Consider the following 19,861-nt stretch of genomic DNA (forward strand, 5'->3'; position numbering starts at 1 on the left):
ATAAGCGGGAGGGGAAGGCCGGAATTGCCCGCGAAGCTACGGCGCCCAACGCACGGTTCGGGCATTTCGGGGGCAGGGCTACGCGGCCCGGTAGCCCACGCCGTTCACGGTTTCGAGAAAGTCGGTGGGTGCGAAGGGCGCCAGCGCCCGGCGCACGTTCATGATGTGCACGTCGATAAAGTTCGACGACTCCAGCGAGGCGGTGCGGCGGCGGCCGATGTGTGCCCCCAACTGCTCGCGGGTGAGCACCTTGCCGCGGTGCAGCAGCAAATGGTGCAGCACATCGAACTGCTTGCGGCTGAGGTGCACATTGTGGGGACCGTGGCAGAGCTTGCGGGCGGCCAAATCGAGCACAAAGCCCGGCCCAAAGTGAATGGCGGGCCGTTTCAGCCCCACCCGCTGCCGGATGATGACGCGCATGCGGCGCTCCAGCTCGGCCAGCGACACGGGCCTGGCCAGGCACTCATCGGCGCCCAGGGCGAAACCACGCAGGCGGTGTTCTACATCGGGCGTGGCCGTGAACACGATGCACGAGGTGGGGTGCAGCTCGTGGCGCGTGGCCAGCCGGATGAGCTCCAGGCCATCGCCATCGGGCAGGGCCTGGGCCAACAGCACAAAATCGTAGGCACGGCCGGCCAGGTAGGCGGCCGCTTCGGCAAAGGTGGCGGCCACATCCACCCCGTACTGGGCGTGCTCCAGAAATCGGTGCAGGAGCTGCCGGGGTTTGGCTTCGTTTTCAACTAAAAGAACTTCCATGGCAGATTGATTTAGTGAACAATAGCTTACAGCAGAGCCGCGGCTGCTACCGGCGCCTCGGCCAGCACCCGCATCCGGGCGTGCATGCCGGGCTTGAGCCGGTGGCCGGGGTTCGGCAGCACGCAGCGCACTTTCATCACCTTGCTCTCGTGGTCGAGCACATGGTACACCCGGTCGATGCGGCCGCTCACTGGGGCGTCGGGGTAGGTCAGCGTGGTGATTTCCACGGCCTGGCCTTCGTGCACTTGGCTCAGGTCCGACTCAAACACGTTGGCCAGCACCCACACCTGGTCCAGGTTGGCCACCGTGAAGGCCGCTTGCAAATCGGAGGTGTTGAAGCGCATGCCCGGGCTCAGCTTTTTTTCGATGACGTAGCCGGCCAACGGCGCTTTCAGGCTGTAAGTGGCGCCGGGCGTCACGCCGTAGGTGCCCAGCTGGCGGTGGCTGGTGGCGGCAGTGCCCGCGGCACGCTGCACTTCCTTGCGGGCTTTGTACACGTCCTGCGCGGCACTGAGGCCGGCCTGGTGTAGCTCCTCGGCCACGGCTAGGTTTTTGGTGGCCACGGCCAGGTCGGCGGTGGCGGCGGTGTGCTGGTTCTGGAAATCGGCGATTTCGCTGCTTTTGAGCACGGCCAGTACTTGGCCGGAGCGCACTTCGTCGCCCAGGTCCACGCCCACGCGCAGCACCTCGCCGCCCACCCGCGGAAACACGCGGGCCGTGTGGTCGGCATCGGCGGCTATTTCGCCGCTCAGCACCAGTTCGGGCCCGGCCGTCAAATCGGTGGGCGGCGTGGACTCCTGGTATTGCGATACCGGCCGGGCCGGCGCGAGTTCTTCGGCGGCTTCGGACTGCGGCGCCGAGCACGCGCCAAGGGCTAATACCCCCAAAAACAGCCCGCGCCGGCCCACGCGGCGCAGGCTCGGCTTCCGGTTTGAAACCGGCAGTAGATTAGGCTTTCTCATGGTCTTGTGGCGTTGATGACAGCCGCAAGACTACTGGCGAGGTATTAGAATCTGATTAGAAAACCTTAAAAACTTCGGAAACGAGGTTTGGTCCAGACTGGCCTGCGCCCGGACGCTTGCGCCGCTGTAACTCTAAAATTTCCTGAACTGGAGTCGGAATCAGTTGAACGTGTACTCCGAAGTACTGCTTCGGTTCGTTGAACGATTCAGGCGCGAGCCGAAGCAGCGCTTCGGGTTATAGCTACGCTGTGGGCAGCTGCACCAGCGCCGTGGTGCCGCGCCCCAGCTGCGAACTTAGGTGCAGCTGCCCGCCATGCTGCTCAATGATTTTGCGGGCCAGCGCCAAGCCTACGCCGTGCCCGGCCACGGGGCGCGCATTGGCCGCCCGGAAAAACGGCTCGAACACCTGCGGCAGGTCGGCTTCGGCAATGCCAATGCCTTCGTCGCGGATGCGCAGCTGCACTTCGCCCGGCGCGTAGGCCAGCGCCACCTGCACCGGCTGGGGCGCCGAGTACTTCAGCGCATTTTCCAGCAGATTGGTGAGCGCGCGGATGAGTAGCGTGCGGTTGCCAGTCAGCTCCAGCTGTTCGGGCTCGGCGGGCAGGCGGCCGGTGTGCACCTGTAGGCGCGGGCGCTGGGCGGGCTCCACGGCCGCGCAGGCCTCGGCCAGCAGCTCGTCGACGCGGATGCAGGCGTCGTGCTCGGGCAGGTACACATCGGCCTGGGCCAGCTCCAGCAGGTGGTTGAGCAGCGTATTGAGTTGGGTGAGGTCGGCCAGCATGTCGTGCAGGGCGGCGCGGTAGGCGGCCGGCTCCCGCTCGCGCGTCAGGGCCAGCTGGGCCTCGCCAATGCTGGCGGCCAGCGGCGTGCGCAACTCGTGCGAGGCGTAGCGCACGAAGGCGCGCTGGGCCTCAAAGCTGCCTTCGAGGCGGTCGAGGAGGCGGTTGAACGTGTGCGCCAGGCGCGACAGCTCGTCTTTGCCTTGGTTCGACAGTCCTTCGGCCACGCGCAAGTGCAGGTCGTGGGCGGTAATGCGCTCCATCTGGTCGTTGATGGCCGCGATGGGCGCCAGCGCCCGCCCTGCAAACACGCGCCCCACGCCGTAAATCAGCAGCAAGCTCAGCACAAACAGCGAGGCCAGAATGGTGGCCAGGTAGCGCAGGCGGGCTTGGCCGTACAGGTTTTCGGCCCCGGCCACCACCACGAAGGAGCCCTGGTTGTCGCGGTAGAAAATGCCCACCGCCTGCCGCGAGCCGTCGGTAAAATACTCTTCGTGGCCTTCCACAATGCGGGCCAACACCGCGGGCGGCACTTCCAGGCGGGCATCTTCGCGCACGAAGCGCACCTCGCCCTTGGTGTCGTAAATCTGGATGATTTCTTCGGTGAGGGTGCGTTGGTAGCGCTTCTGGAATTCCTGAAAGATGGAGCTGCGCAATTCATCTTTTTCCAGGAAAATGTAGGCCGCCACCTCGGCCCGGTCGCGCAGGCGCTGTCGGAACTCGCGCTGGCTGTAATCATGCTGGAGCAGAAATGCCGTGGTGAGGACCACCAGCAGAATAAACGCCACCAGCCCCACAAACAACCAGATGAGGCGATTACGAATGGTCATGGGCGGGAGGGAGGAGAAAGAAAAGCAACAAGAACGTCATGCTGAGCGCAGTCGAAGCATCACTACCGCTTCGTTGCTTCGATTGAATTAGTATCGCGGTAGAGATGCTTCGACTGTGCTCAGCATGACGTTCTATTTTGCGAGGCGTTTTGGTTTAGTTCTGAATGGACTATTCCTGCCGCAGCACGTAGCCCGCTCCGGTCACCGTATGAATGAGCTTGGTGGCAAAACCCTGGTCCACTTTCTTGCGCAAGTAGCTCACGTACACATCAATCACGTTGCTGCCCGCGTCGAAGGCTTCGTCCCAGCCGTGCTCGGCAATCTGGCTGCGGCTGAGCACCCGGCCGGGGTGGCGCATTAATAATTCCAGCAGATTGAACTCGCGGGTGGTGAGGCGCAGTGGCTGCCCGGCCCGCGTCACGGTGCGGCTGGGGATGTCGAGCACCACGTCGGCGAAGGTGAGGCGGGAGCCCTTGGGGTGGGGGTTGCCGCGCCGGGTGAGGGCGCGCACCCGGGCTACGAGCTCGGCAAAATCGAAGGGCTTCACCAGATAGTCGTCGGCCCCGCCGCCGAAGCCGTTGAGCTTATCGGTGGTGGTGCCCAGGGCGGTGAGCATGAGCACAGGCACTTCGGCGTTGTGCTGCCGGATGGCGGCCAGCACCTCCAGCCCGCTGCGCCGCGGCAGCAGCACGTCCAGAATAATGAGGTCGAAGGGCTGAGTGAGGGCCATTTCTTGGCCGGTTTGCCCATCAGGAGCCACCTGCACAGTCAGCTGTTCTTCTTCGAGCCCCCGCCGAATGAGGGCCAGCAGGCGCGGGTCGTCTTCTACCAGCAGAATGTTCATAGCAAAGCGGGGCCGGGGAGGAATGTTCAGCGGGGGCTGCCGACCTTCGCGTCAGCCCGCGCCCTGCCTGAATGATGTCTCCCCGCCCCGCCACAAATAACGCGACCCCGCCGCCAAGCCACCGCTGGTGGCTGCTGGCAGCCCTGCTCGCGGTGGCCGTGCTGCGCCTCTGGCGCCTGCCCGAAGCCGGCGCGCCCGACTACGACTCGGTGCGCAACTGGCAGGCCGTGCAGGCCCTCACGCACGGCGACTTTTCGCGGCTGTTCATGCCCGGCTGCCCGGCTTTTCTGCTTTCCTACGCAGCGGTGGCGCTTTTCACCCGCAGCTTTCTGGTTTTCCAAACTATCAACGCCCTGCTGGGCGTGGCGGCGCTGGGTTTCTTTGCCGCCTGGGTGAGCCGGCAGGCCCGGCTTACGGGCCCCGAAACGGCGGGCCTCACATTGCTGGCCGGCACCGGCCTGCTGCTCACCTTTGCGGGCCGCGATTTTACGCCTAACTCCATCAGTCTGCTGCTGTGCGCAGGCCTGCTGCGCAGTCATTTTGTTAGGCTGGAACGGCCCAGTCCGGCGGCGCTGGTGCGCGTGGCCGCGTGGCAGGCGCTAGGGCTTAGCTTCAGCTACAAATTCCTGTTCACGCTGCCCATTTTGCTGGTGCTGGAGCTGCTGCAGGCCGATGGGCTGTGGCGGCGGGTGTGGGTGCGCGTGCTGGCCGTACTGGCCGCGCCTTATCTGCTGTTCGGAGCGCTGGGCGTGGCGGTGGGGCTGCCGTGGTACCGCTGGCTGGCGTTCTACGTGCGCACGGTGGTGCCAGCGGCGGCCAACGTAGCCGGTCGTCAGGGCACGATTAAGCCTGATTTTCTTTATTACCTGCGCTATCTGGCCGAATTTGAGTCGCCCTTGCTGCTAGCGGGCCTTGCCCTGGCGGCGTGGCTGGCGTGGCGCGGGTGGCGCAATGGCTGGCGCCCGGCGGCCGGGCCGTGGCCGCTACTGCCGTATCTGCTGTTCTGGACGGTGTGCTTGTTGGCAGGCATGTCGCTGCTGCTGAAGGCGCCGCGGGGGCTGCTGTTTGCCTACCTGCCGCTGGCGGCGCTGGCCGTGCTGGCGGGGCGGCGGGTGCTGCCGGGGTGGGCACTGCCTGGCCTGCTGGGCGTGGCGGTGGCGCTGAATGTGTGGCATATTCAGCGCATAATCTATAACTCGCTGCCCACGCCTTATGCGCAGGTGGCGGCGTGGCTGCGGCAGCACGGTGCCCACCGCGTGGCCAGTACCGTAGGGCTGGGACTGGCGCCTTTTCTGCGCAAAAACGAAACGCTCACCGTCATCAACGACGAGAAGGCGCTGGCTCACTTGCGCGCGCAAGGCTACGACTATGTGCTGCTCGACGGCTACTGGCGCGTAGCTGGCGTGGCGCATTTCGATTCCCTGCGCCGGCAGGCACCCGTGGCGGCCTGGCCGGCTCCGCAGTTGCAGCAGCCGCTGCTGTTTCTGGAGCATTCCGAATATACCGGCCTGGGCTATGCCGAAACGTTGGCCGCCGGTACCGCCGCGGCCGCCGACTCGCTGCCCCTGCGGCTCTACCGGCTGCGCTGATAAAACGAGTACCCCGAAGCTGGGCTTCGGCTCGCGTTGAATCGTTCAACGGGCCAAAGCCCAGCTTCGGGGTATACATTCTGGATATGCGAATAGCTTCTCACGAAGCAGCCGGCCCCACCGTGTCCCGGTTTATTGAGCCACAGACGGCAGGCTGTTTACATCAATGGCCGGAATATTGGCCTGGTACGCTTTGTTGATGGCCGAGATAAAGGCGTTTGCTATCAAGGCGTTGCCGCGCGGCGTGGGGGTGTAGTAGTCCAGCGAGAAGAAGTTGCCGCGCACCGGCTCGGCCGAGTACAGCACGCCGCCCACCGAAATGGCCTCGCCCACGTAGGACGGCATGGCGCCGTTCAAATCCAGCGTGCTCGATTTTTTGCTGGCATCGATGATGGGCATCTTATACACCACGCTGGCCAGGCGGTCCAGCTCCGTGTTGTAGCTGTTCAACACGCTATTCACGCGGTTCATTTCGTCAAAATCCATCACATCGGCGTCGCGGATGGGGTTGCGCACGTCGCGGCCGTAGGGCAGCATCATGGTGGTGGTGCCCACCAGCACCGGCGAAGGCTGGCCGATGCGCGGCAGCACCGTAGCCAGCACGTATTCGTCGTCGGTGATGGGCTGGGCCACGCCGCTGCCAAACGGGTCTTCGATGTAGAGCAGCGCGTTGTCACCGTAGGTGGCTTGCAGGCGCTTCTGCAGGCTAAGGCCCCGGCCCGTGCGCAGCAAGGGCAGCGTATTCAGGTCGGGCAGGCGGGCAATGATGCCGGGCCGGCCGCCGGCCGTGAGCACGTCCAGCACCACTTTGGCGTTGTTGCGTAGCGTGTTGGTGAGGGTGCTGTTGGGCGCCGTGCCGCACTGGCCGCCGCTACGCAGGTAGGGCATCAGGTCATCGAGGCCCAGAAAGTAGGTAAAGAAGGTGGCCGACGCGGCGGCATCGGTCACCACTTTCAGGTAAGTGCGGCTGTCGGAAGCCGGCAGAATGCGCTCGAAGTACGGGTTGAAGTTGCCGGTGGGCGTGGCGTTGATTTCGTTGCCCAGGTTGGCCACTTGCAGCTGCGCCAGGCGCAGGCCGGGCACGCCCAGATTTTGGGGCAAGGTGCCGGGGGCGTCGGTGCGGGTGAGCAGGCGAATGGTGTCGGCGCCGCCGCAGGCCGCGGGGTTGATGACGAGGCGCCGCACGGCCGGCCCCGGCACGCGGCGCGTGCGCGGAAAGCCCTGCGCCGTGAAGTCGACCAGGCTGAAGTAGCCCGAGCCGGCCCCGGCCGCCAGCAGCGGCTGGCTAAAGGTGGCATCGGCCTGCGCGCCCCGCAACTGCTGGGCCAGCAGGTTGGGGTAGGAGTATTGCTGACTGGCCAGGGTGAGGCCCCCGGCGCTCAGGCCCGCCGTGTAGCTGTCGCCCACGGCTAGGTAGCGGCTCACATTCACCCCAATGGTGGGCGTGGGCGTGTCCTGGCCCGGGGCGCAGGCGTTCAGCGCCAGGGCGGCCACGGCGGTCAGGCCCGCGCGGCTCCACGTATTCAGGCAAAAATTCTTCATCACAAAAAGGGAATCAGCAAGAAAAGTTGTGAGGAGTAGTAAGAATCAAGTAGTAAGTATTTAGAGGGCCGGGCGGGACTGAGGAGTCATCAATGCCTGGCTACTTGCTACTTAATGCTTATTACTTAAAAAGCCACGGCCAAGCCGATGGAGGCCGTGCTGGTGGCCGTGCGGTAGGTGCCGCCCACGTTCGATACGGTGGCGTTCAGCGGGTTGGCCCGCGACAGGCGCTGCTGGCCGTAGCTGAAGGCATAGGCACCTTCCAGGGCAAAGCGCGGGGTGAGCTGGTAGCTCAGACCGGCCGAGGCCCCCAGGCGGTTGGCGTCGATGAACTCGGGGTTGATGTACTCGTCGCGAATCGGCGATTCGTCGTAGTTCAGGCCGCCGAGCAGCGTGAGCTTGGGGCTGGCCTGGTACTCGGCACCCACCCGGAAAGCCAGGGCGTCTTCGTAGCGGCGGGCGGTGCTGAGGCGCTGGGCCGGGGCCGTGCCGCTGGCGGCCACGTCGAGCCGGAGCGAATCGAGGGTGCTCCAGCCGTTGAGAGTGAAGTCGAAGGTGAGCAGCAGGTTTTTGGTAATGCGGTCGGCCAGGCCCACCGACAGCGTGCTGGGCAGGTTAATCTGGGTTTTGAAACTCGATGAGGCCGGGTACAGGGCCGCGTCGCGGGCGGGCACGCCGCTGGTGCCGATGGTGCCGTTGTTCATTTTCAGCCGTACGCCGCTGCGGTAGCTGATGCCAAAGGCCAGGTTGTCGCCGGAGCGGCCGTACAGGCCCACGTTCACGCCGTAGCCCGAGCCGCTGCTGCTGAACTGGTAGCTGGTGTTGGTGGCATCGTACTGGCCCAGGGCGCGGCGCTGGCTGTATTTGCCGTAGGCGTACACGAAGCCCACGCCGGCGCTGAAGTTGTCGCTCAGCCGGATGCCCACAGTGGGCTGGGCGAAGTAGGTGTTGAGCTGGCTTTCCTGAATCACGGAGCGGCCTTCCCAGGTATCGGGCCATTTGGTGTGGTAGCCGTAGGGCGAGGTGAGGGCCAGGCCCACGCTCACGCGCTTGCTCACGGCGCGGGTGGCGTAGAAGTAGCCGCCGGGCAGCACGGTCAGGTCCTGGTCGGTGCGCTTATAGGTATCCTGGCCGATGTAGGAGGAGCGGCGAATCTGGCCGAAGCCGCCAAAGCTGAGGCGGGTAAGCGAGTCACCCCACTGGCCCAGCAGGCCGGGGTTCACGCTCAGGCCGGCAATGCTGCCGATGTAGGCCGTGCTGGCGCCGCCCAGGCCCAGCACCCGGGCGCCCTGCGGGCCGGTTTCAAACCCACTGGCCGCGGCCGTGAGGCCAGAGAAGAGAGGAAGCAAAAAAAGAAGACGTGCACGCATACGGACGGTTTTGCGGAAAATTAGGATTACAAAAGTACGCAGCCCGGCGCTAGCAGCCGCGGGGCCGGGCCGCCCGAAAATCACCAAAGGCCCTCTGCGCATTTGCACGGGCCTTCTATGCCGGTTATGAAATAATTATCTGGTGGCTCCAACTCAGCGCTTCACGCCCAGGCTGTCGAGCCGGTGCTGGTAGCGGCGGGCATTGAGCTTGTGCTGGGCGTAGGTTTCGGCAAAATCCGAAAAGCCGCTGCCATCGGGCCGGGCGCAGAAGAACAGGTTTTTGTTGTGCGCCGGCTTCAGCACGGCGTCCAGGCTCGAAGGTCGGGGCGTAGTGATGGGACCGGGCGGCAGGCCCTTGTGACGGTAGGTGTTGTAAGGAGAATCGACCTTCTTATCCACGTTCAGCACGCGCTTGCGGGTGCCCAGGCCGTGCAGGGGCCAGAGCAAAGTGGGGTCGGCCTGCAGGGGTTGGCCGTTGCGCAGGCGGTTGAGGTACACGGCGGCGATGAGCGGCTTGTCGGTGGCCTGGGCCGTTTCGCGCTGCACAATGCTAGCCAGCACGCTCACCTGGGTGCGCGTCATTTTCAGCGAGTCGGCCCGGGCCTGGCGCTGCGCCGTCCAGAACCGGCGGTAGCGGGCCGCCGTCGAATCCAGAAACGCAGCGGCGCTGGTGTTCCATAAGTGCCGGTAGGTGCCCGGGATGAACATCGTGCGTACGGTGCCGGTGTCGAGGCCGTAGCGGCGCTGCAGCCCGGCGTTATCGCCCAAAAGCAATTCCAGCTTAAAGGAATCGGCTTCGAGCTGCCGCGTCACCTGGCGCGGGAGCTGTTCGATGTAATGAAACGAGTTCAGCTCAAACTTCACCGTATCCTGCCGGCCGGCCAGCAGCATGCGCAGCAAGTCGCCGTTGCCCATGCCGGGGGCGAGTCGATAGCGGCCGGGCTGCACGTGCGGCGGGTAGTCGTGGGTTTCGGCCACCCATTTGAAGGTGGCGGGCTCCAGCAGCAGGTCGTGCTTCTGCAGCGAATCGAGCACGGCGGCGTAGCCTGTGCCGGTGCGGATGTAGAGGTAGGCCGGGCCTTCGGCGAACTCGCGCACGTTGGGACGGTAGAACACCCGCCACGCCGCGTAGGCGCCCGTCATCAGCACCAGCAACAACACAATTCCACCAATGAGCCAGCCGCGCCGCATCAGGAAATGGGTTGGGGAAGTGAGGTAGGGGAGGCGGTGCGCAAAGGAAGAGGGTTATTAAACAAGATTAAAAACGAACGTCATGCTGAGCGCAGTCGAAGCATCTCTACCGCAGCAGTAACCCGGTTAAAAGGATTAGTTGCGCGGTAGAGATGCTTCGACTGCGCTCAGCATGACGTTCTGTATGCTCTGTTTCTGCTAATGGCAACCAAACAATCGCCCTACAGCACCTGAAACGGCGCGGCAATCTGCTCGTAGCTTTCGCCGTGGCGCTCGGCCGACTCGCGTAGCAGCTGCTGTTGCCAGGGGCGCAAAGCCGCGTCGGCGCCCAGCTCGATAATGTCGGCGATGAGGCGGTTGCTGAGCACCATGTTGGCCATGGTGCTGCCGTGGTCAGTGGCGAGGTGGCCCTTCATGGCATTGAGCATGGTTTCGCGGGCTTCGGCGCGGGTGGCGGCGGGGCCACTCAAGCGGCGGCGAAACGGGAACTTGCGCTGGTCGGCCGGCAGGGGCGCGTCAGGGGCCAGGTCGGTGGTGCCGATGGCCAGCAGCTGCTCGGCGTAGGGCGAGCGTTTCAGCTCGGGGTGCAGGCCGTTGGCGGTGCGCAGCTGCATCACCGTTTCGATGGGGCTGCGCGTGAGCTCGGCCAGCTTGTCGTTGCTGAGTACGTGGTAGGGCGGGCGGTCGAGCTGCCGGGCCACAGCGTCGCGCAGCAGGTACAGTTCCCGGAAAATGGGCATTTCCTGCGGCGTTATCTTGTACTTGGCGGCGTTGCGCGACCACGGGCGCGGGTCGTCGCGACCGTAGCGCACAGCCTCGAGGGCCAGGTTTTCCTGGGCAGCCCAGTCGGCGCGGCCCAACTCCAGCAGACGGGCGCTGAGGCGGTCGGTGAGCTCGAAGAGGTAAAGCACGTCGTTTGCGGCGTACTCTTTTTGGGCTTCGGTAAGCGGGCGCTTCAGCCAGTTTGACTTCTGCTCGCCCTTATCTACTTCAAAGCCCAACTCGGCCTGAATGAGGCGTCCCAACGAAATGTTGTTGTCTTCGGCCGCTAGCAGCGTGAATTGCACGCTGGTATCCACGATGTTGCGGCAGTTCACGCTGAACACCTCATCAAGGAGCAAGATGTCGGATTTGCAGGAGTGGAACACCTTGGCCACGGCTGGGTCGCGCAGCACGGCGAAGAGCGGCTCTAAATCGGCGGCCATATCGGGCAGCGGCAGCGGGTCGATGAGGTATACCTGCTGCCCGTCAAACACCTGAATGAGCGCCAGGTGGCGCCCGTAGCGGTGGCGCATGTCGTCAAACTCCAAGTCGATGCCGATGCGGGGCAGGGTGGCAAAATGCGCGGCCGCGGTGGCAATGGCGTCGGCGGTGGTCAGGTAATGGATGGTGGGCATTGAAGCAGGAAGCAAGTCGGCGGGGCCGGCACCGGGCCGCGCCCGGTTGGCGCGGTAAAGGTAGGCATCTGCGGCAGGCAAACCGCGTTTTGGCCCGCAAGGCCATTGGCGGCCCGCGCCCGCGCCGGCTGAGCTTCTACGCGCCCGCTTCAAAAGTGGCTATTTGTCGCCGAGCAGCAGCTGCGGCGTGGGCCCCCGGCCACCGCCCATGATGATGACCTTGGCGTTGGGCGAAGTGGCAATGGCCTGGTTGGCCTTGATGGTTTCGTACTGCAGCAGCTTGTCACTCAGCTCGGTATTCACAATGCGCTGGTAGTCGGCAATGCCCTGGGCTTCCACGCGCTTACGCTCGGCTTCCTGCTTTTCTTTTTGGAGCACGAACTGCATTTTCTGGGCGTCCTGCTCGGCCGAAATCTTGCTCTCGATGCTGCGCTTCACCGACTGCGGCAGTTGAATGTTGCGGATAAGCAGCTGGTCGAGCTGCAGGCCGTTGGTACGGAAATCCTTCTCAATAGCGGCCAGAATACGGGTCTGGAATTCCTCGCGGCGCGTCGAGTACAGGGCTACGGCGTCGTAATAAACCGCATTGTCGCGGATGCGGGTGCGTGAAATGGCCCGCACAATCTTGTCCTGGTAGTCCTCGCCGATGGTGGCCAGAATGCGCGGCGCCTGGGCCGGCACCACGTGGTAGAGCACGGTGAGGTCAATGACCACCTCCAGCCCATCGGCCGATAGCACCCGAATGGCATCGTCGCCGGCCTGCGCGCCTTCGCCGTGCTGCGCCGACATGGTGTAGTTCTGGGTGCGGGTGTCGAAGCGGGTCACGTCCACCAGCGGGTTCACCACGTTCAGGCCGGGGTAGAGCAGGCGCGGCTGCACCTTGCCAAACAGCGTTTGCACCCCCACCTGGCCCACGCCCACCTGCACCACCGTGCTCAGCGCCAGCCCCAGTAGCAAAAATGCCCCGCCCAAAAAAATGAGTCCGGCGCGCATCCGCTCCATCCGCTCCGAAAACCGCGAGGCGCTGAAGCCCAGCACTACCAGAATGAAACCCAGAATGGTCAGGAACATGGCTTTATTAGGTTGATAATTAATGGTAAGCAGTAAAAGAACGTCATGCCGAGCGCAGCCGAGGCATCTCGTGTGCCATCACTAATTCCTTTCGATTGGATTGCTTCGGCACGCGAGATGCTTCGGCTGCGCTCGGCATGACGGGTTGGAGTTAGACTTATTCCTCGTCCTCGTCGCGCTCAAAATCCAGCGTGCGGGCCAGGTCCACGCCTTCCTGCGCCACTTCTTCCAGCAGCTCAGGGGCATCAGCATCCAAGGTGCGGCCGAAGAGGTTGAGCAGTTCCTCGCCTTCCTCGTTCACGTACAGGTCTTCGTAAAGGCGGTCGAACAACTTGGCGTCGCGGCCCACAATCCGGTCGATGTCTTCCGGCGTGCGGGCCTCGTTCAGGGCCCGGTGCAGCACGTCGAGCACCTGGCGGCTGGCGTCGTGGTCGCCCAGCTCGCTCACCAGCTTGAGCAGGCTCATGGCCAGGCCCAGCCGCACCTGCTCGAAGCGGAACGGCCGTTGCGTCGGCGCGGCGCGGCGCAGCTGGTCGTAGGCCTGCCGGGCCGTGGGCGTGAGGTAATACTTCACATCGTTGGGAGCGGTGAAGGCGAGGTGCAGCAGCTGTTCGTAGGGCGACATAAGAAAAAGCGGGAGCCGAAACATGGCCCGTTTCGGTGCGTAAGCTAAAAGCCGAAAGGTACGCGAGGAAGCACAGCCACTTGCTTCATCGCCGGCCGTGACCCGGCATTACACCCACTTCCAACTAATTCCTTTCCTGATGACACACAAATCGAAGTGGCTCCTGTTTTCCCCGGTGGGGCTGGTGGCCATCGGAGCCGGCGCCTGCCTGGTGCAATGGGCCGGCCAGTTGAAAGAAAAAGGCGCACCCGCCAAAGACTGGGTGCTGGCCGGCACGGCCGCCCTCACGGTATTCAATGCCGGCATCAGCCTCTTCGGGCAGGGGGTGGTCGAAAAAGTGCTTCACGAAGTACGCGAAAAGCCGCAGCAGCCCTGAATACGCCCGTCATAGACAAATCGAACGTCATGCCGCGCGCAGCATGACGTGCCTATTCAATCGTTATCCACTTCATAAAGCATAAAAAACCCCGGCCTAAGCAGGCCGGGGTTTTTTAGGAAATGCGAAAGGAGAAGAGTGGAGTTAGCCGAACCTATTCGGTTTTGGCTTCCATTTTGGCGGTGCCTTCTTTGGTTTTCTCGCTGGCTTTGTTTGCGCCATGCTTCACGGCATGTTCGGTTTTCTTAGCGCCGCGCTTGATGGCATGGCCCGTTTTCTTGGCTACGTTGCCGGCTGCGTCTTTGGTGTTGTCAAGGGCTTGGCCTACGTTGGTTTTGCCGGTTTTGGTCACCACTTTGGTGGTGCCGTTATCACGCACTTTCACTTCGGTCGAAGGCGTGGTTTGGGCAAAGCTGGTGGTGGCGAAAGCACACAGAGCGAGCAACAGGGTTACTTTTTTCATGGTCAGAAGTTGAATTAAGGGTAAGTGGGGCGTTTTACGGCGCCGGTTTTCAAAGGTTATGACAAGAGCCGTGCCGCGATTGATTGCGTCTCAAAATTTTTAGCTTTTGTGCTTGTGCCCGGATGCTACGGCAGCAGTAAAGAGCTGTCGCCGTAGCTCAGAAACCGGTAGCCATGGGCCAGCGCGTGCTCATACACCACCCGCCAGCTCGGCCCCAGCAGCGCGGCCACCAGCAGCAGCAACGTGCTTTCGGGCTGATGGAAATTGGTGATGAGCCCATTCACCAGCCGGAACCGGTAGCCCGGCGCGATGAGCAGCTGCGTGCGCGCCTCCAGGGTGTCGGTGCCTATTTTTTCCAGATGCTGCAGCAAGGTGGTCAGGGCTGTTTCAGGCGTGATGCTGGCGGCGGCTTCGGCCCATTCGTGAGGTTGCCACTGCGTCACGAGTAGCTCAGCGTTGCTCCCAGCTTCTTTTTTCAGCAAGCCCACGCCCAGCCAATACAGCGTTTCCAGGGTACGCAGGCTGGTGGTGCCCACGGCAATTACCGGACGCGGGCGGTGCGCCAGCAGCTGCCGCAGCAGCGCGGCCGTCACCAATATGGGTTCGGTGTGCATGGGGTGCTCGGCCATGCGGTCGGCCTTCACCGGCTGGAAGGTGCCGGCGCCCACGTGCAGCGTGACGTGGCCAATTTCAAAGCCCTTTTCCCGCAGCTCGGCCAGTATTTCGGGGGTGAAGTGCAGGCCGGCGGTGGGGGCCGCCACGGCGCCCTCGGTGGCGGCGTACACGGTTTGGTAGCGTACGGCATCGGCGGCGGTGTCGGGGCGGTCGATGTAGGGCGGCAGGGGCAGGTGGCCGGCCGTCCGCAGCACCTCGGCAAACGGCAGTTCGGCAGGCTCCCAGCGGAAATCAATCAGGGCGGTGCCGGCTTCCTGGGTTTGGCGCACGGCGGTGAGGGTGGCAGTGAGGCCCTCTGATGTGGTGAATTCCAGGGTCACGGGGCCTTCTTTCCAGCGGCGGCCGTTGCCCACCAGGCACCGCCAAGTGCAATGGCCGGTTTGCTGCAGGGCCAGCTCCAGGCTGCGGTGGGGCGCCACCGGCTCCAGGCAAAACAGCTCGACCTGCCCGCCGGTGGGGCGCCGGGCCAGCAGCCGGGCCCGCACCACCCGCGTGTCGTTGAAGATGAGCAGGGCGCCGGGCGGCAACTCGCCGGGCAGGTCGCGGAACTGCTTGTCGAAAAGCTGGCCGTGGCGGCTCAGCAGCAGGCGGCTGGCGGCGCGGTCGGGCAGGGGCTCGGGCGCGATGCGCTCGGGCGGGAGGGGATAGGTGAAGTCGTGAATGGAAAGCTGGCGCGGGTCGGGGGTCGTCATAGGCCCGCAAAGGTCGGATTGGGAGAAGTTAAAAGTGGAGCGTTAAAAGTTAAAAAGCCCGCCTGATAATTCAGACGGGCTTTTTAACTTTTAACTAATAACTAACGCTGCGCCTACGCTACTTGCGCCGGAACAGCAGCAGGTGCTGTTGGGGCAGGGTTTCCACGGTTTCGATGAACTCCAGGCCCACGGCGGCCATTTCCTTGCGGGCCTGCTCCACGCTCATTTTGTGGATGCGCTTGATGGGCACGTTGGCATCCTCGGCCCGGTACTCGACCAGCGCCAGGCGGCCGGTGCCGGGCTTGAGGGCACGCCGAATGGCGCGGCCCATTTCGCGCGGGTGGTCAAATTCGTGGTAGGCATCCACGATGAGCACCAGGTCCACGCTGTCGGCGGGCAGGGCGGGGCTGGTGGTGCTGCCCAGCACGGGGCGCACGTTGGTCACTTTGAATTTGCGCTTATTGTTCTGCAGCGCCGTCATCATCTCGGGCTGAATATCGACGGCCAAGACCTCGCCCTTCGGCACTTTTTTGGCCAACTGGAAGGAGAAAAAGCCGGTGCCGGCGCCGATATCAGCCACCACATCAGTGGGCTTCAGCTTCAGCTCCTTTATCAGGAGGTCGGTGCCTTCTTCCTGGCGGCGGCCGCTGCGCTCCAGCCAGCTGGCGCCCTCGTGGCCCATGACGTGGGCAATCTGGCGGCCCAGGTAGTAGGTGCCAATGCCGTTGGGGTCGCGCGGCGGGGCAGTTTCGTAGCCGCTGGTATCAGCCTGTACGACGGCCTGCATGCGTTGTGCGGCAAAGGCCGATGGCCGCGTTTCGGCGGGCAATTGGGTGCAACTGGTCAGCAATAGCAGGCTGGCGCTGCCGCTCGTGCCCACGGTATTCAATGCCCGTTGCCAGGATGAAAAACGATACCTCATAGAATTCGCAAGTAAGCACATCCAAGGCAGTCAACAGCAATTCGCGGCGGTGCGTTCAGCAATTTCCAGCGCTTCCATTGGCACCCGCCGACGGTCGCCAATAGCGTTCAAAAGAAAGATAAGAATTGATTAAACAGGGAAAATGCCCGAAACGAACCACCAGGCTCCAACATTCGCCGTAGAACGCGCATTCAGCTTACCCATTACCCTTTTCAGATTATGAAAAACCTTTTTCCCTCCATCAGCAAATTTGCGGCCGTAGCGCTCTGCGCCCTCGCTTTTGGTAGCTGCAACCGCGCCGAATACGCTATGCTGCCCCAGGGCGCCTCTTACCACGGCGTGACGCGCGCCGCCACGCCCGTGCCTCCCAAAGCCGAAGCAGTGGCTGCCCCGGCGACTAAAACTGTAGCTGCTCCCCTTGCGCCTGCCACTGCCTCGGAACCTGCTGCTGTAGCCGCTCAGCCCACGTCGGCGCCTGCCAAGGTGGCAAATACGGCGCCCGCCGCCCCGCAAACCACTTCGCCCGCTGAAATCAGCACTTCTACCACGGCCAGCACCGATGCCGCACCCGCCCGCAAGCTGAATGGCATTCAACGCCTCGCCCTCAATAAGGTGACGAAAAAGGTTGATAAATTGGTGCAAAAAGTGGCTGCCAGCCAGCACGTGAGCACGGCCGAAGTCGCCAAAGGCGGCGTCAGTGGCAATCTGCGGCTGGGCATCATCCTCATGGTTATCGGCGCGCTCATCGCACTGTTGCCCGGTTTGTTCCGCGTGCTGGGCCTCATCGTATTCATTGTGGGCGTGCTCTTCCTGCTCCTCTGGGTGCTCGACCAAGCGTAAAGCAGCCTGGCTCCATTGCCAAAAAAGCCCCGCTCAGATGTTGAGCGGGGCTTTTTATTTGCAGCGACACTACATCGGGTCCACGTCGGCCACGAGGCGGGCCTGGCGGAACTCCTTCTGGTCGCGCACCACGTCCATGGCGTCTAGTATCTGTTGCTTGGCGTGCTTGAGCACGGTGTGGGCGCGGTCGAGCTTGATGGTGATTTCCTGGAGGTAGAAGTTGCGGATGCGGAATATGTAGGGCGCCTCCGGGCCCAGCACGGCGGCCTGGCCCAGGCGCTCCACCAGCTGCTGGGTGAGCAGGATGGCAGCGGCCTCGCCCACGGCTTGGTCGATGTGCTTCACCGTCATCTTGATGATGCGCATGAAGGGCGGGTAGCCGTGCTCGTGGCGCTGCACGATTTCGTAGTTGTAGAACTCCACGTAATCGTTGCGAATCACCTTGTCGAAAATCACCTGCGTGGGGTCGGCCGTCTGGATAATGACCTTGCCCTTCTTGCCCTTGCGCCCGGCCCGGCCGCTCACCTGCACAAACATCTGGTAAGCCCGCTCGTGCGCCCGGAAATCGGGGTAGTGAATGATGCTGTCGGCGTTGATGATGCCCACCAGGCTCACGTTGGCGAAGTCGAGGCCCTTGGTCACCATCTGGGTGCCCACCAGCACGTTGGTGGTTTGCTTCTCGAAGTCGCCGATGATTTGCTGGTAGCTGTTTTTGGCGCGGGTCGTGTCCAGGTCCATGCGCTGGATATTGGCCTGAGGGAGCATGATTTTGAGGTCGTCCTCAATCTTTTCGGTGCCGAAGCCCTGGGTTTTCACGGCCCGGGAGCCGCAGGCGGGGCACTTGCTCACCATGGGGTCGTGGTAGCCGCAGTAGTGGCAGCGCAGCTCGTGGCTGTGCTTGTGGTAGCTGAGGCTCACGGCGCAGTTGGTGCATTTCGGAATCCAGCCGCAGTCCTGGCAGGCCACTACGGGCGCGTAGCCGCGCCGGTTCTGGAACAGAATCACCTGTTCCTTGGCCCCCAGCTTGCGCTCGATTTCGCCCAGCAAGTCGGCCGTGAAGTGGTTGTGCATGGTTTTGTGCTCGCGGGCCTTGCGGGTGTCCACCAGCTCAATATCGGGCATGCCGGCCTCGCCGAAGCGCTTGGTGAGGCTCACCAGGCCGTAGCGGCCCTTCTTGGCTTGGTAGTAGGTTTCCACGGCCGGCGTGGCCGAGCCCAGCAAGGTTTTGGCGCCCTGGAAGTTGGCCATCATCAGGGCCACTTCGCGGGCATTGTAGCGCGGGGCAGGGTCGTATTGCTTGTAGCTCGACTCGTGCTCCTCGTCCACGATGATGAGCGACAGATTATCGAAGGGCAGAAATACCGCTGAGCGCACCCCAATCACCACCTGGAAGCGGCCCGAGAGCACGCCGTTCCACACTTCCACCCGCTCGTTGTCGGAGAATTTGGAGTGGTACACGCCCAGCCGCGAGCCGAATACGCGCATGAGGCGCGTCACAATCTGGGCCGTGAGGGCGATTTCGGGCAGCAGGTAGAGCACTTGCCCGCCGCTGTCCAGGGCCGTGCGGATGAGGTCGATATAAATCTCGGTTTTGCCCGCGCCCGTCACGCCATGCAGCAGCACGATGTCCTGCTTGCTGAAGTGACCCATGATTTCATCGCGCGCCGCAGTCTGGGCTTCGGTCAGCGAGAAGTTCATCTGAATGGCACCTTCATTTTCCAGCGGAAAGCGGCTCACAATCTGGTCGAACTGCTCCAGGACGCCGTTTTTGATGAGCGTGTTTACGGCCGAGGCCGAGAGGTGCGGGCTGCTGGTGAGGTAGGCTTTTTCCAGGCCGGCCTGGTTGGCGTGCTCGTTCTGGTACACCGGCACGCGCTGCATGAACTTCATCAGCACATCGAGCTGCTTGGGCTTGCTGGTGAGCTGCTCAAAAAGCTGTTCCAGCGCGGCCTCGGCCACGAAATGATGCGCCAGCCGCACTTTCTTCACCACCTTCGGCGCGTACTTGTCGGCCGTGTGCTCGAAGAGGAAGATGACATCCTTGTGCATCAGGGATTTTATCACCTTGTGAAACGATGTAATGCCGAGCAGGTCGCCTACTTCGGTGAAGGTGAGGGCTTTGCCTTGGTCGACGGTGCCTAGCGCGTCCACAATCAGCTCTTCCTGGGTGGAAAGCGGGTACTCGTTTTCTTCCCTCGAAAAGCTGGGGTGCAGCTGAATGCGCGACTCCGAGCTGAGCTTCAGGGCCGAGGGCAGGGCCGCATTTATCACCTCGCCGATGGTGCAGAGGTAGTAGTCGGCCATCCAGCGGAAGAGCTTGAGCTGGGGCTGCGTGACGACGGGTGCGTCGTCGATGAATTCGAGGATGTACTTGGCCTGGTAGTCCTTGGGCGCCTGCTCGTGCACGGCCGCCACGATGCAGCTGAGCGTCTTTTTGGCCCCAAACTGCACGATGACGCGCCCGCCAATTACCACGTTGTCATTGAGCTCATACGGCACCCGGTACGTGTAGAGCCGGGGTAGGGGCAGGGGCAAAATGACGTCGGCAAACAGCGTCACCCGGTCGGCCGAAGGAGCCGGGGCGGGCGAAATAAAATCAAGCGCGAGATTCAAAACAGCAACGGAAGTAGGGCGAATAGTAAAGATAAAGCCGCCGGCTCCCGTAGCCCAACCCGCAAGCCCGCGCATAAGTTGCCCACCGCCTGGCAAAGCCGGCTCCAACGAGCGAGCAGCTCATTGGTCGGGCCTCGCTCCGGCGCCACGCTGCCAAAGCAATACGCTCAAATCCTGCGCGAAAAGTAGAAGTTCTCAAATATTCAGGACATGGCTGGATTTTTGCGAGAAAATATATAGCTTGGGCAGCCCATTCGTCACTCGCACTGTCTGGTTATGTGACTACTGCCCTCGCCTATTCACCACCTTATTTACCACCTTCAT

The 19,861-nt window shown here is 63.1% G+C and carries 17 protein-coding genes; 3 read left to right on the top strand and 14 right to left on the bottom strand.

Going from position 1 to position 19,861, the window contains the following annotated elements; all coding sequences use genetic code 11:
• Positions 1–78 precede the first annotated feature (78 nt).
• The 4 genes from Q5H92_RS11825 to Q5H92_RS11840 all read right to left on the bottom strand — a co-directional run bounded on the left by Q5H92_RS11825 (position 79) and on the right by Q5H92_RS11840 (position 4,171).
• Complete coding sequence (locus Q5H92_RS11825; RefSeq protein WP_305011734.1) at positions 79–756, bottom strand: response regulator transcription factor; 678 nt, start codon at positions 754–756, stop codon at positions 79–81.
• Positions 757–782: 26 nt separating this feature from the next.
• Positions 783–1,718 (bottom strand): efflux RND transporter periplasmic adaptor subunit, encoded by a 936-nt coding sequence (locus Q5H92_RS11830; protein ID WP_305011735.1) that lies wholly within the window; start codon positions 1,716–1,718, stop codon positions 783–785.
• Positions 1,719–1,959: 241 nt separating this feature from the next.
• A complete protein-coding gene (locus tag Q5H92_RS11835; protein ID WP_305011736.1) occupies positions 1,960–3,327 on the bottom strand; it encodes a sensor histidine kinase in 1,368 nt (455 codons plus the stop codon).
• A 169-nt stretch (positions 3,328–3,496) separates the two neighbouring features.
• Positions 3,497–4,171: a response regulator transcription factor gene (locus tag Q5H92_RS11840; RefSeq protein WP_305011737.1), complete on the bottom strand. Its 675-nt coding sequence runs from the start codon at positions 4,169–4,171 to the stop codon at positions 3,497–3,499.
• Positions 4,172–4,242: 71 nt separating this feature from the next.
• Here Q5H92_RS11840 and Q5H92_RS11845 point away from each other — a divergent pair, with 71 nt between their 5' ends.
• Positions 4,243–5,760 carry a hypothetical protein gene (locus tag Q5H92_RS11845; protein ID WP_305011738.1) on the top strand — a complete coding sequence of 506 codons (1,518 nt, stop codon included), beginning with the start codon at positions 4,243–4,245 and terminating at the stop codon, positions 5,758–5,760.
• A gap of 132 nt (positions 5,761–5,892) precedes the next feature.
• Here Q5H92_RS11845 and Q5H92_RS11850 read toward each other — a convergent pair whose 3' ends face one another.
• The 6 genes from Q5H92_RS11850 to Q5H92_RS11875 form a co-directional block, all read right to left on the bottom strand.
• Positions 5,893–7,305: a hypothetical protein gene (locus Q5H92_RS11850; protein WP_305011739.1), complete on the bottom strand. Its 1,413-nt coding sequence runs from the start codon at positions 7,303–7,305 to the stop codon at positions 5,893–5,895.
• Between the two features lie 122 nt (positions 7,306–7,427).
• Positions 7,428–8,651, bottom strand: a complete 1,224-nt coding sequence (locus Q5H92_RS11855; RefSeq protein ID WP_305011740.1) for an OmpP1/FadL family transporter — start codon at positions 8,649–8,651, stop codon at positions 7,428–7,430.
• A gap of 174 nt (positions 8,652–8,825) precedes the next feature.
• The gene (gene mltG / locus Q5H92_RS11860; RefSeq protein ID WP_305011741.1) at positions 8,826–9,863 is read right to left on the bottom strand and encodes an endolytic transglycosylase MltG; all 1,038 of its coding nucleotides are present in this window, start codon (positions 9,861–9,863) and stop codon (positions 8,826–8,828) included.
• Positions 9,864–10,084: 221 nt separating this feature from the next.
• Entirely contained in the window at positions 10,085–11,260 is a 1,176-nt protein-coding gene (locus tag Q5H92_RS11865; protein ID WP_305011742.1) for a ribonuclease D, read from the bottom strand.
• Positions 11,261–11,419: 159 nt separating this feature from the next.
• On the bottom strand, positions 11,420–12,331 hold the full coding sequence (locus Q5H92_RS11870; RefSeq protein ID WP_305011743.1) for a prohibitin family protein: 912 nt from the start codon (positions 12,329–12,331) through the stop codon (positions 11,420–11,422).
• Between the two features lie 157 nt (positions 12,332–12,488).
• Complete coding sequence (locus Q5H92_RS11875) at positions 12,489–12,956, bottom strand: hypothetical protein (protein ID WP_305011744.1); 468 nt, start codon at positions 12,954–12,956, stop codon at positions 12,489–12,491.
• 139 nt (positions 12,957–13,095) lie between these two features.
• Here Q5H92_RS11875 and Q5H92_RS11880 point away from each other — a divergent pair, with 139 nt between their 5' ends.
• Positions 13,096–13,332: a hypothetical protein gene (locus Q5H92_RS11880; RefSeq protein WP_305011745.1), complete on the top strand. Its 237-nt coding sequence runs from the start codon at positions 13,096–13,098 to the stop codon at positions 13,330–13,332.
• A gap of 154 nt (positions 13,333–13,486) precedes the next feature.
• Here Q5H92_RS11880 and Q5H92_RS11885 read toward each other — a convergent pair whose 3' ends face one another.
• The 3 genes from Q5H92_RS11885 to Q5H92_RS11895 form a co-directional block, all read right to left on the bottom strand.
• Positions 13,487–13,795, bottom strand: a complete 309-nt coding sequence (locus Q5H92_RS11885) for a hypothetical protein (RefSeq protein ID WP_305011746.1) — start codon at positions 13,793–13,795, stop codon at positions 13,487–13,489.
• Between the two features lie 125 nt (positions 13,796–13,920).
• Positions 13,921–15,162 carry an S-adenosylmethionine:tRNA ribosyltransferase-isomerase gene (locus tag Q5H92_RS11890; protein ID WP_305011747.1) on the bottom strand — a complete coding sequence of 414 codons (1,242 nt, stop codon included), beginning with the start codon at positions 15,160–15,162 and terminating at the stop codon, positions 13,921–13,923.
• 118 nt (positions 15,163–15,280) lie between these two features.
• Entirely contained in the window at positions 15,281–16,084 is an 804-nt protein-coding gene (locus Q5H92_RS11895; RefSeq protein ID WP_369811139.1) for a class I SAM-dependent methyltransferase, read from the bottom strand.
• A gap of 219 nt (positions 16,085–16,303) precedes the next feature.
• Between Q5H92_RS11895 and Q5H92_RS11900 the strand changes: the two genes are divergently transcribed.
• Positions 16,304–16,924, top strand: coding sequence for a hypothetical protein (locus tag Q5H92_RS11900; RefSeq protein ID WP_305011748.1), 621 nt, complete (start codon positions 16,304–16,306; stop codon positions 16,922–16,924).
• A gap of 69 nt (positions 16,925–16,993) precedes the next feature.
• Here Q5H92_RS11900 and priA read toward each other — a convergent pair whose 3' ends face one another.
• The gene (gene priA, locus Q5H92_RS11905) at positions 16,994–19,537 is read right to left on the bottom strand and encodes a replication restart helicase PriA (RefSeq protein WP_305011749.1); all 2,544 of its coding nucleotides are present in this window, start codon (positions 19,535–19,537) and stop codon (positions 16,994–16,996) included.
• Positions 19,538–19,861: the final 324 nt, after the last annotated feature.

The organism is Hymenobacter mellowenesis (assembly GCF_030581005.1).
Taxonomy (GTDB): domain Bacteria; phylum Bacteroidota; class Bacteroidia; order Cytophagales; family Hymenobacteraceae; genus Hymenobacter; species Hymenobacter mellowenesis.

Bases quoted from the DNA above. Each gene is read 5' to 3' on its own strand.
- Q5H92_RS11825 (WP_305011734.1), bottom strand. From the start codon at position 756: ATGGAAGTTCTTTTAGTTGAAAACGAAGCCAAACCCCGGCAGCTCCTG.
- Q5H92_RS11830 (WP_305011735.1), bottom strand. From the start codon at position 1,718: ATGAGAAAGCCTAATCTACTGCCGGTTTCAAACCGGAAGCCGAGCCTG.
- Q5H92_RS11835 (WP_305011736.1), bottom strand. From the start codon at position 3,327: ATGACCATTCGTAATCGCCTCATCTGGTTGTTTGTGGGGCTGGTGGCG.
- Q5H92_RS11840 (WP_305011737.1), bottom strand. From the start codon at position 4,171: ATGAACATTCTGCTGGTAGAAGACGACCCGCGCCTGCTGGCCCTCATT.
- Q5H92_RS11845 (WP_305011738.1), top strand. From the start codon at position 4,243: ATGATGTCTCCCCGCCCCGCCACAAATAACGCGACCCCGCCGCCAAGC.
- mltG (WP_305011741.1), bottom strand. From the start codon at position 9,863: ATGCGGCGCGGCTGGCTCATTGGTGGAATTGTGTTGTTGCTGGTGCTG.
- Q5H92_RS11865 (WP_305011742.1), bottom strand. From the start codon at position 11,260: ATGCCCACCATCCATTACCTGACCACCGCCGACGCCATTGCCACCGCG.
- Q5H92_RS11870 (WP_305011743.1), bottom strand. From the start codon at position 12,331: ATGTTCCTGACCATTCTGGGTTTCATTCTGGTAGTGCTGGGCTTCAGC.
- Q5H92_RS11875 (WP_305011744.1), bottom strand. From the start codon at position 12,956: ATGTCGCCCTACGAACAGCTGCTGCACCTCGCCTTCACCGCTCCCAAC.
- Q5H92_RS11880 (WP_305011745.1), top strand. From the start codon at position 13,096: ATGACACACAAATCGAAGTGGCTCCTGTTTTCCCCGGTGGGGCTGGTG.
- Q5H92_RS11885 (WP_305011746.1), bottom strand. From the start codon at position 13,795: ATGAAAAAAGTAACCCTGTTGCTCGCTCTGTGTGCTTTCGCCACCACC.
- Q5H92_RS11890 (WP_305011747.1), bottom strand. From the start codon at position 15,162: ATGACGACCCCCGACCCGCGCCAGCTTTCCATTCACGACTTCACCTAT.
- Q5H92_RS11895 (WP_369811139.1), bottom strand. From the start codon at position 16,084: ATGAGGTATCGTTTTTCATCCTGGCAACGGGCATTGAATACCGTGGGC.
- Q5H92_RS11900 (WP_305011748.1), top strand. From the start codon at position 16,304: ATGAAAAACCTTTTTCCCTCCATCAGCAAATTTGCGGCCGTAGCGCTC.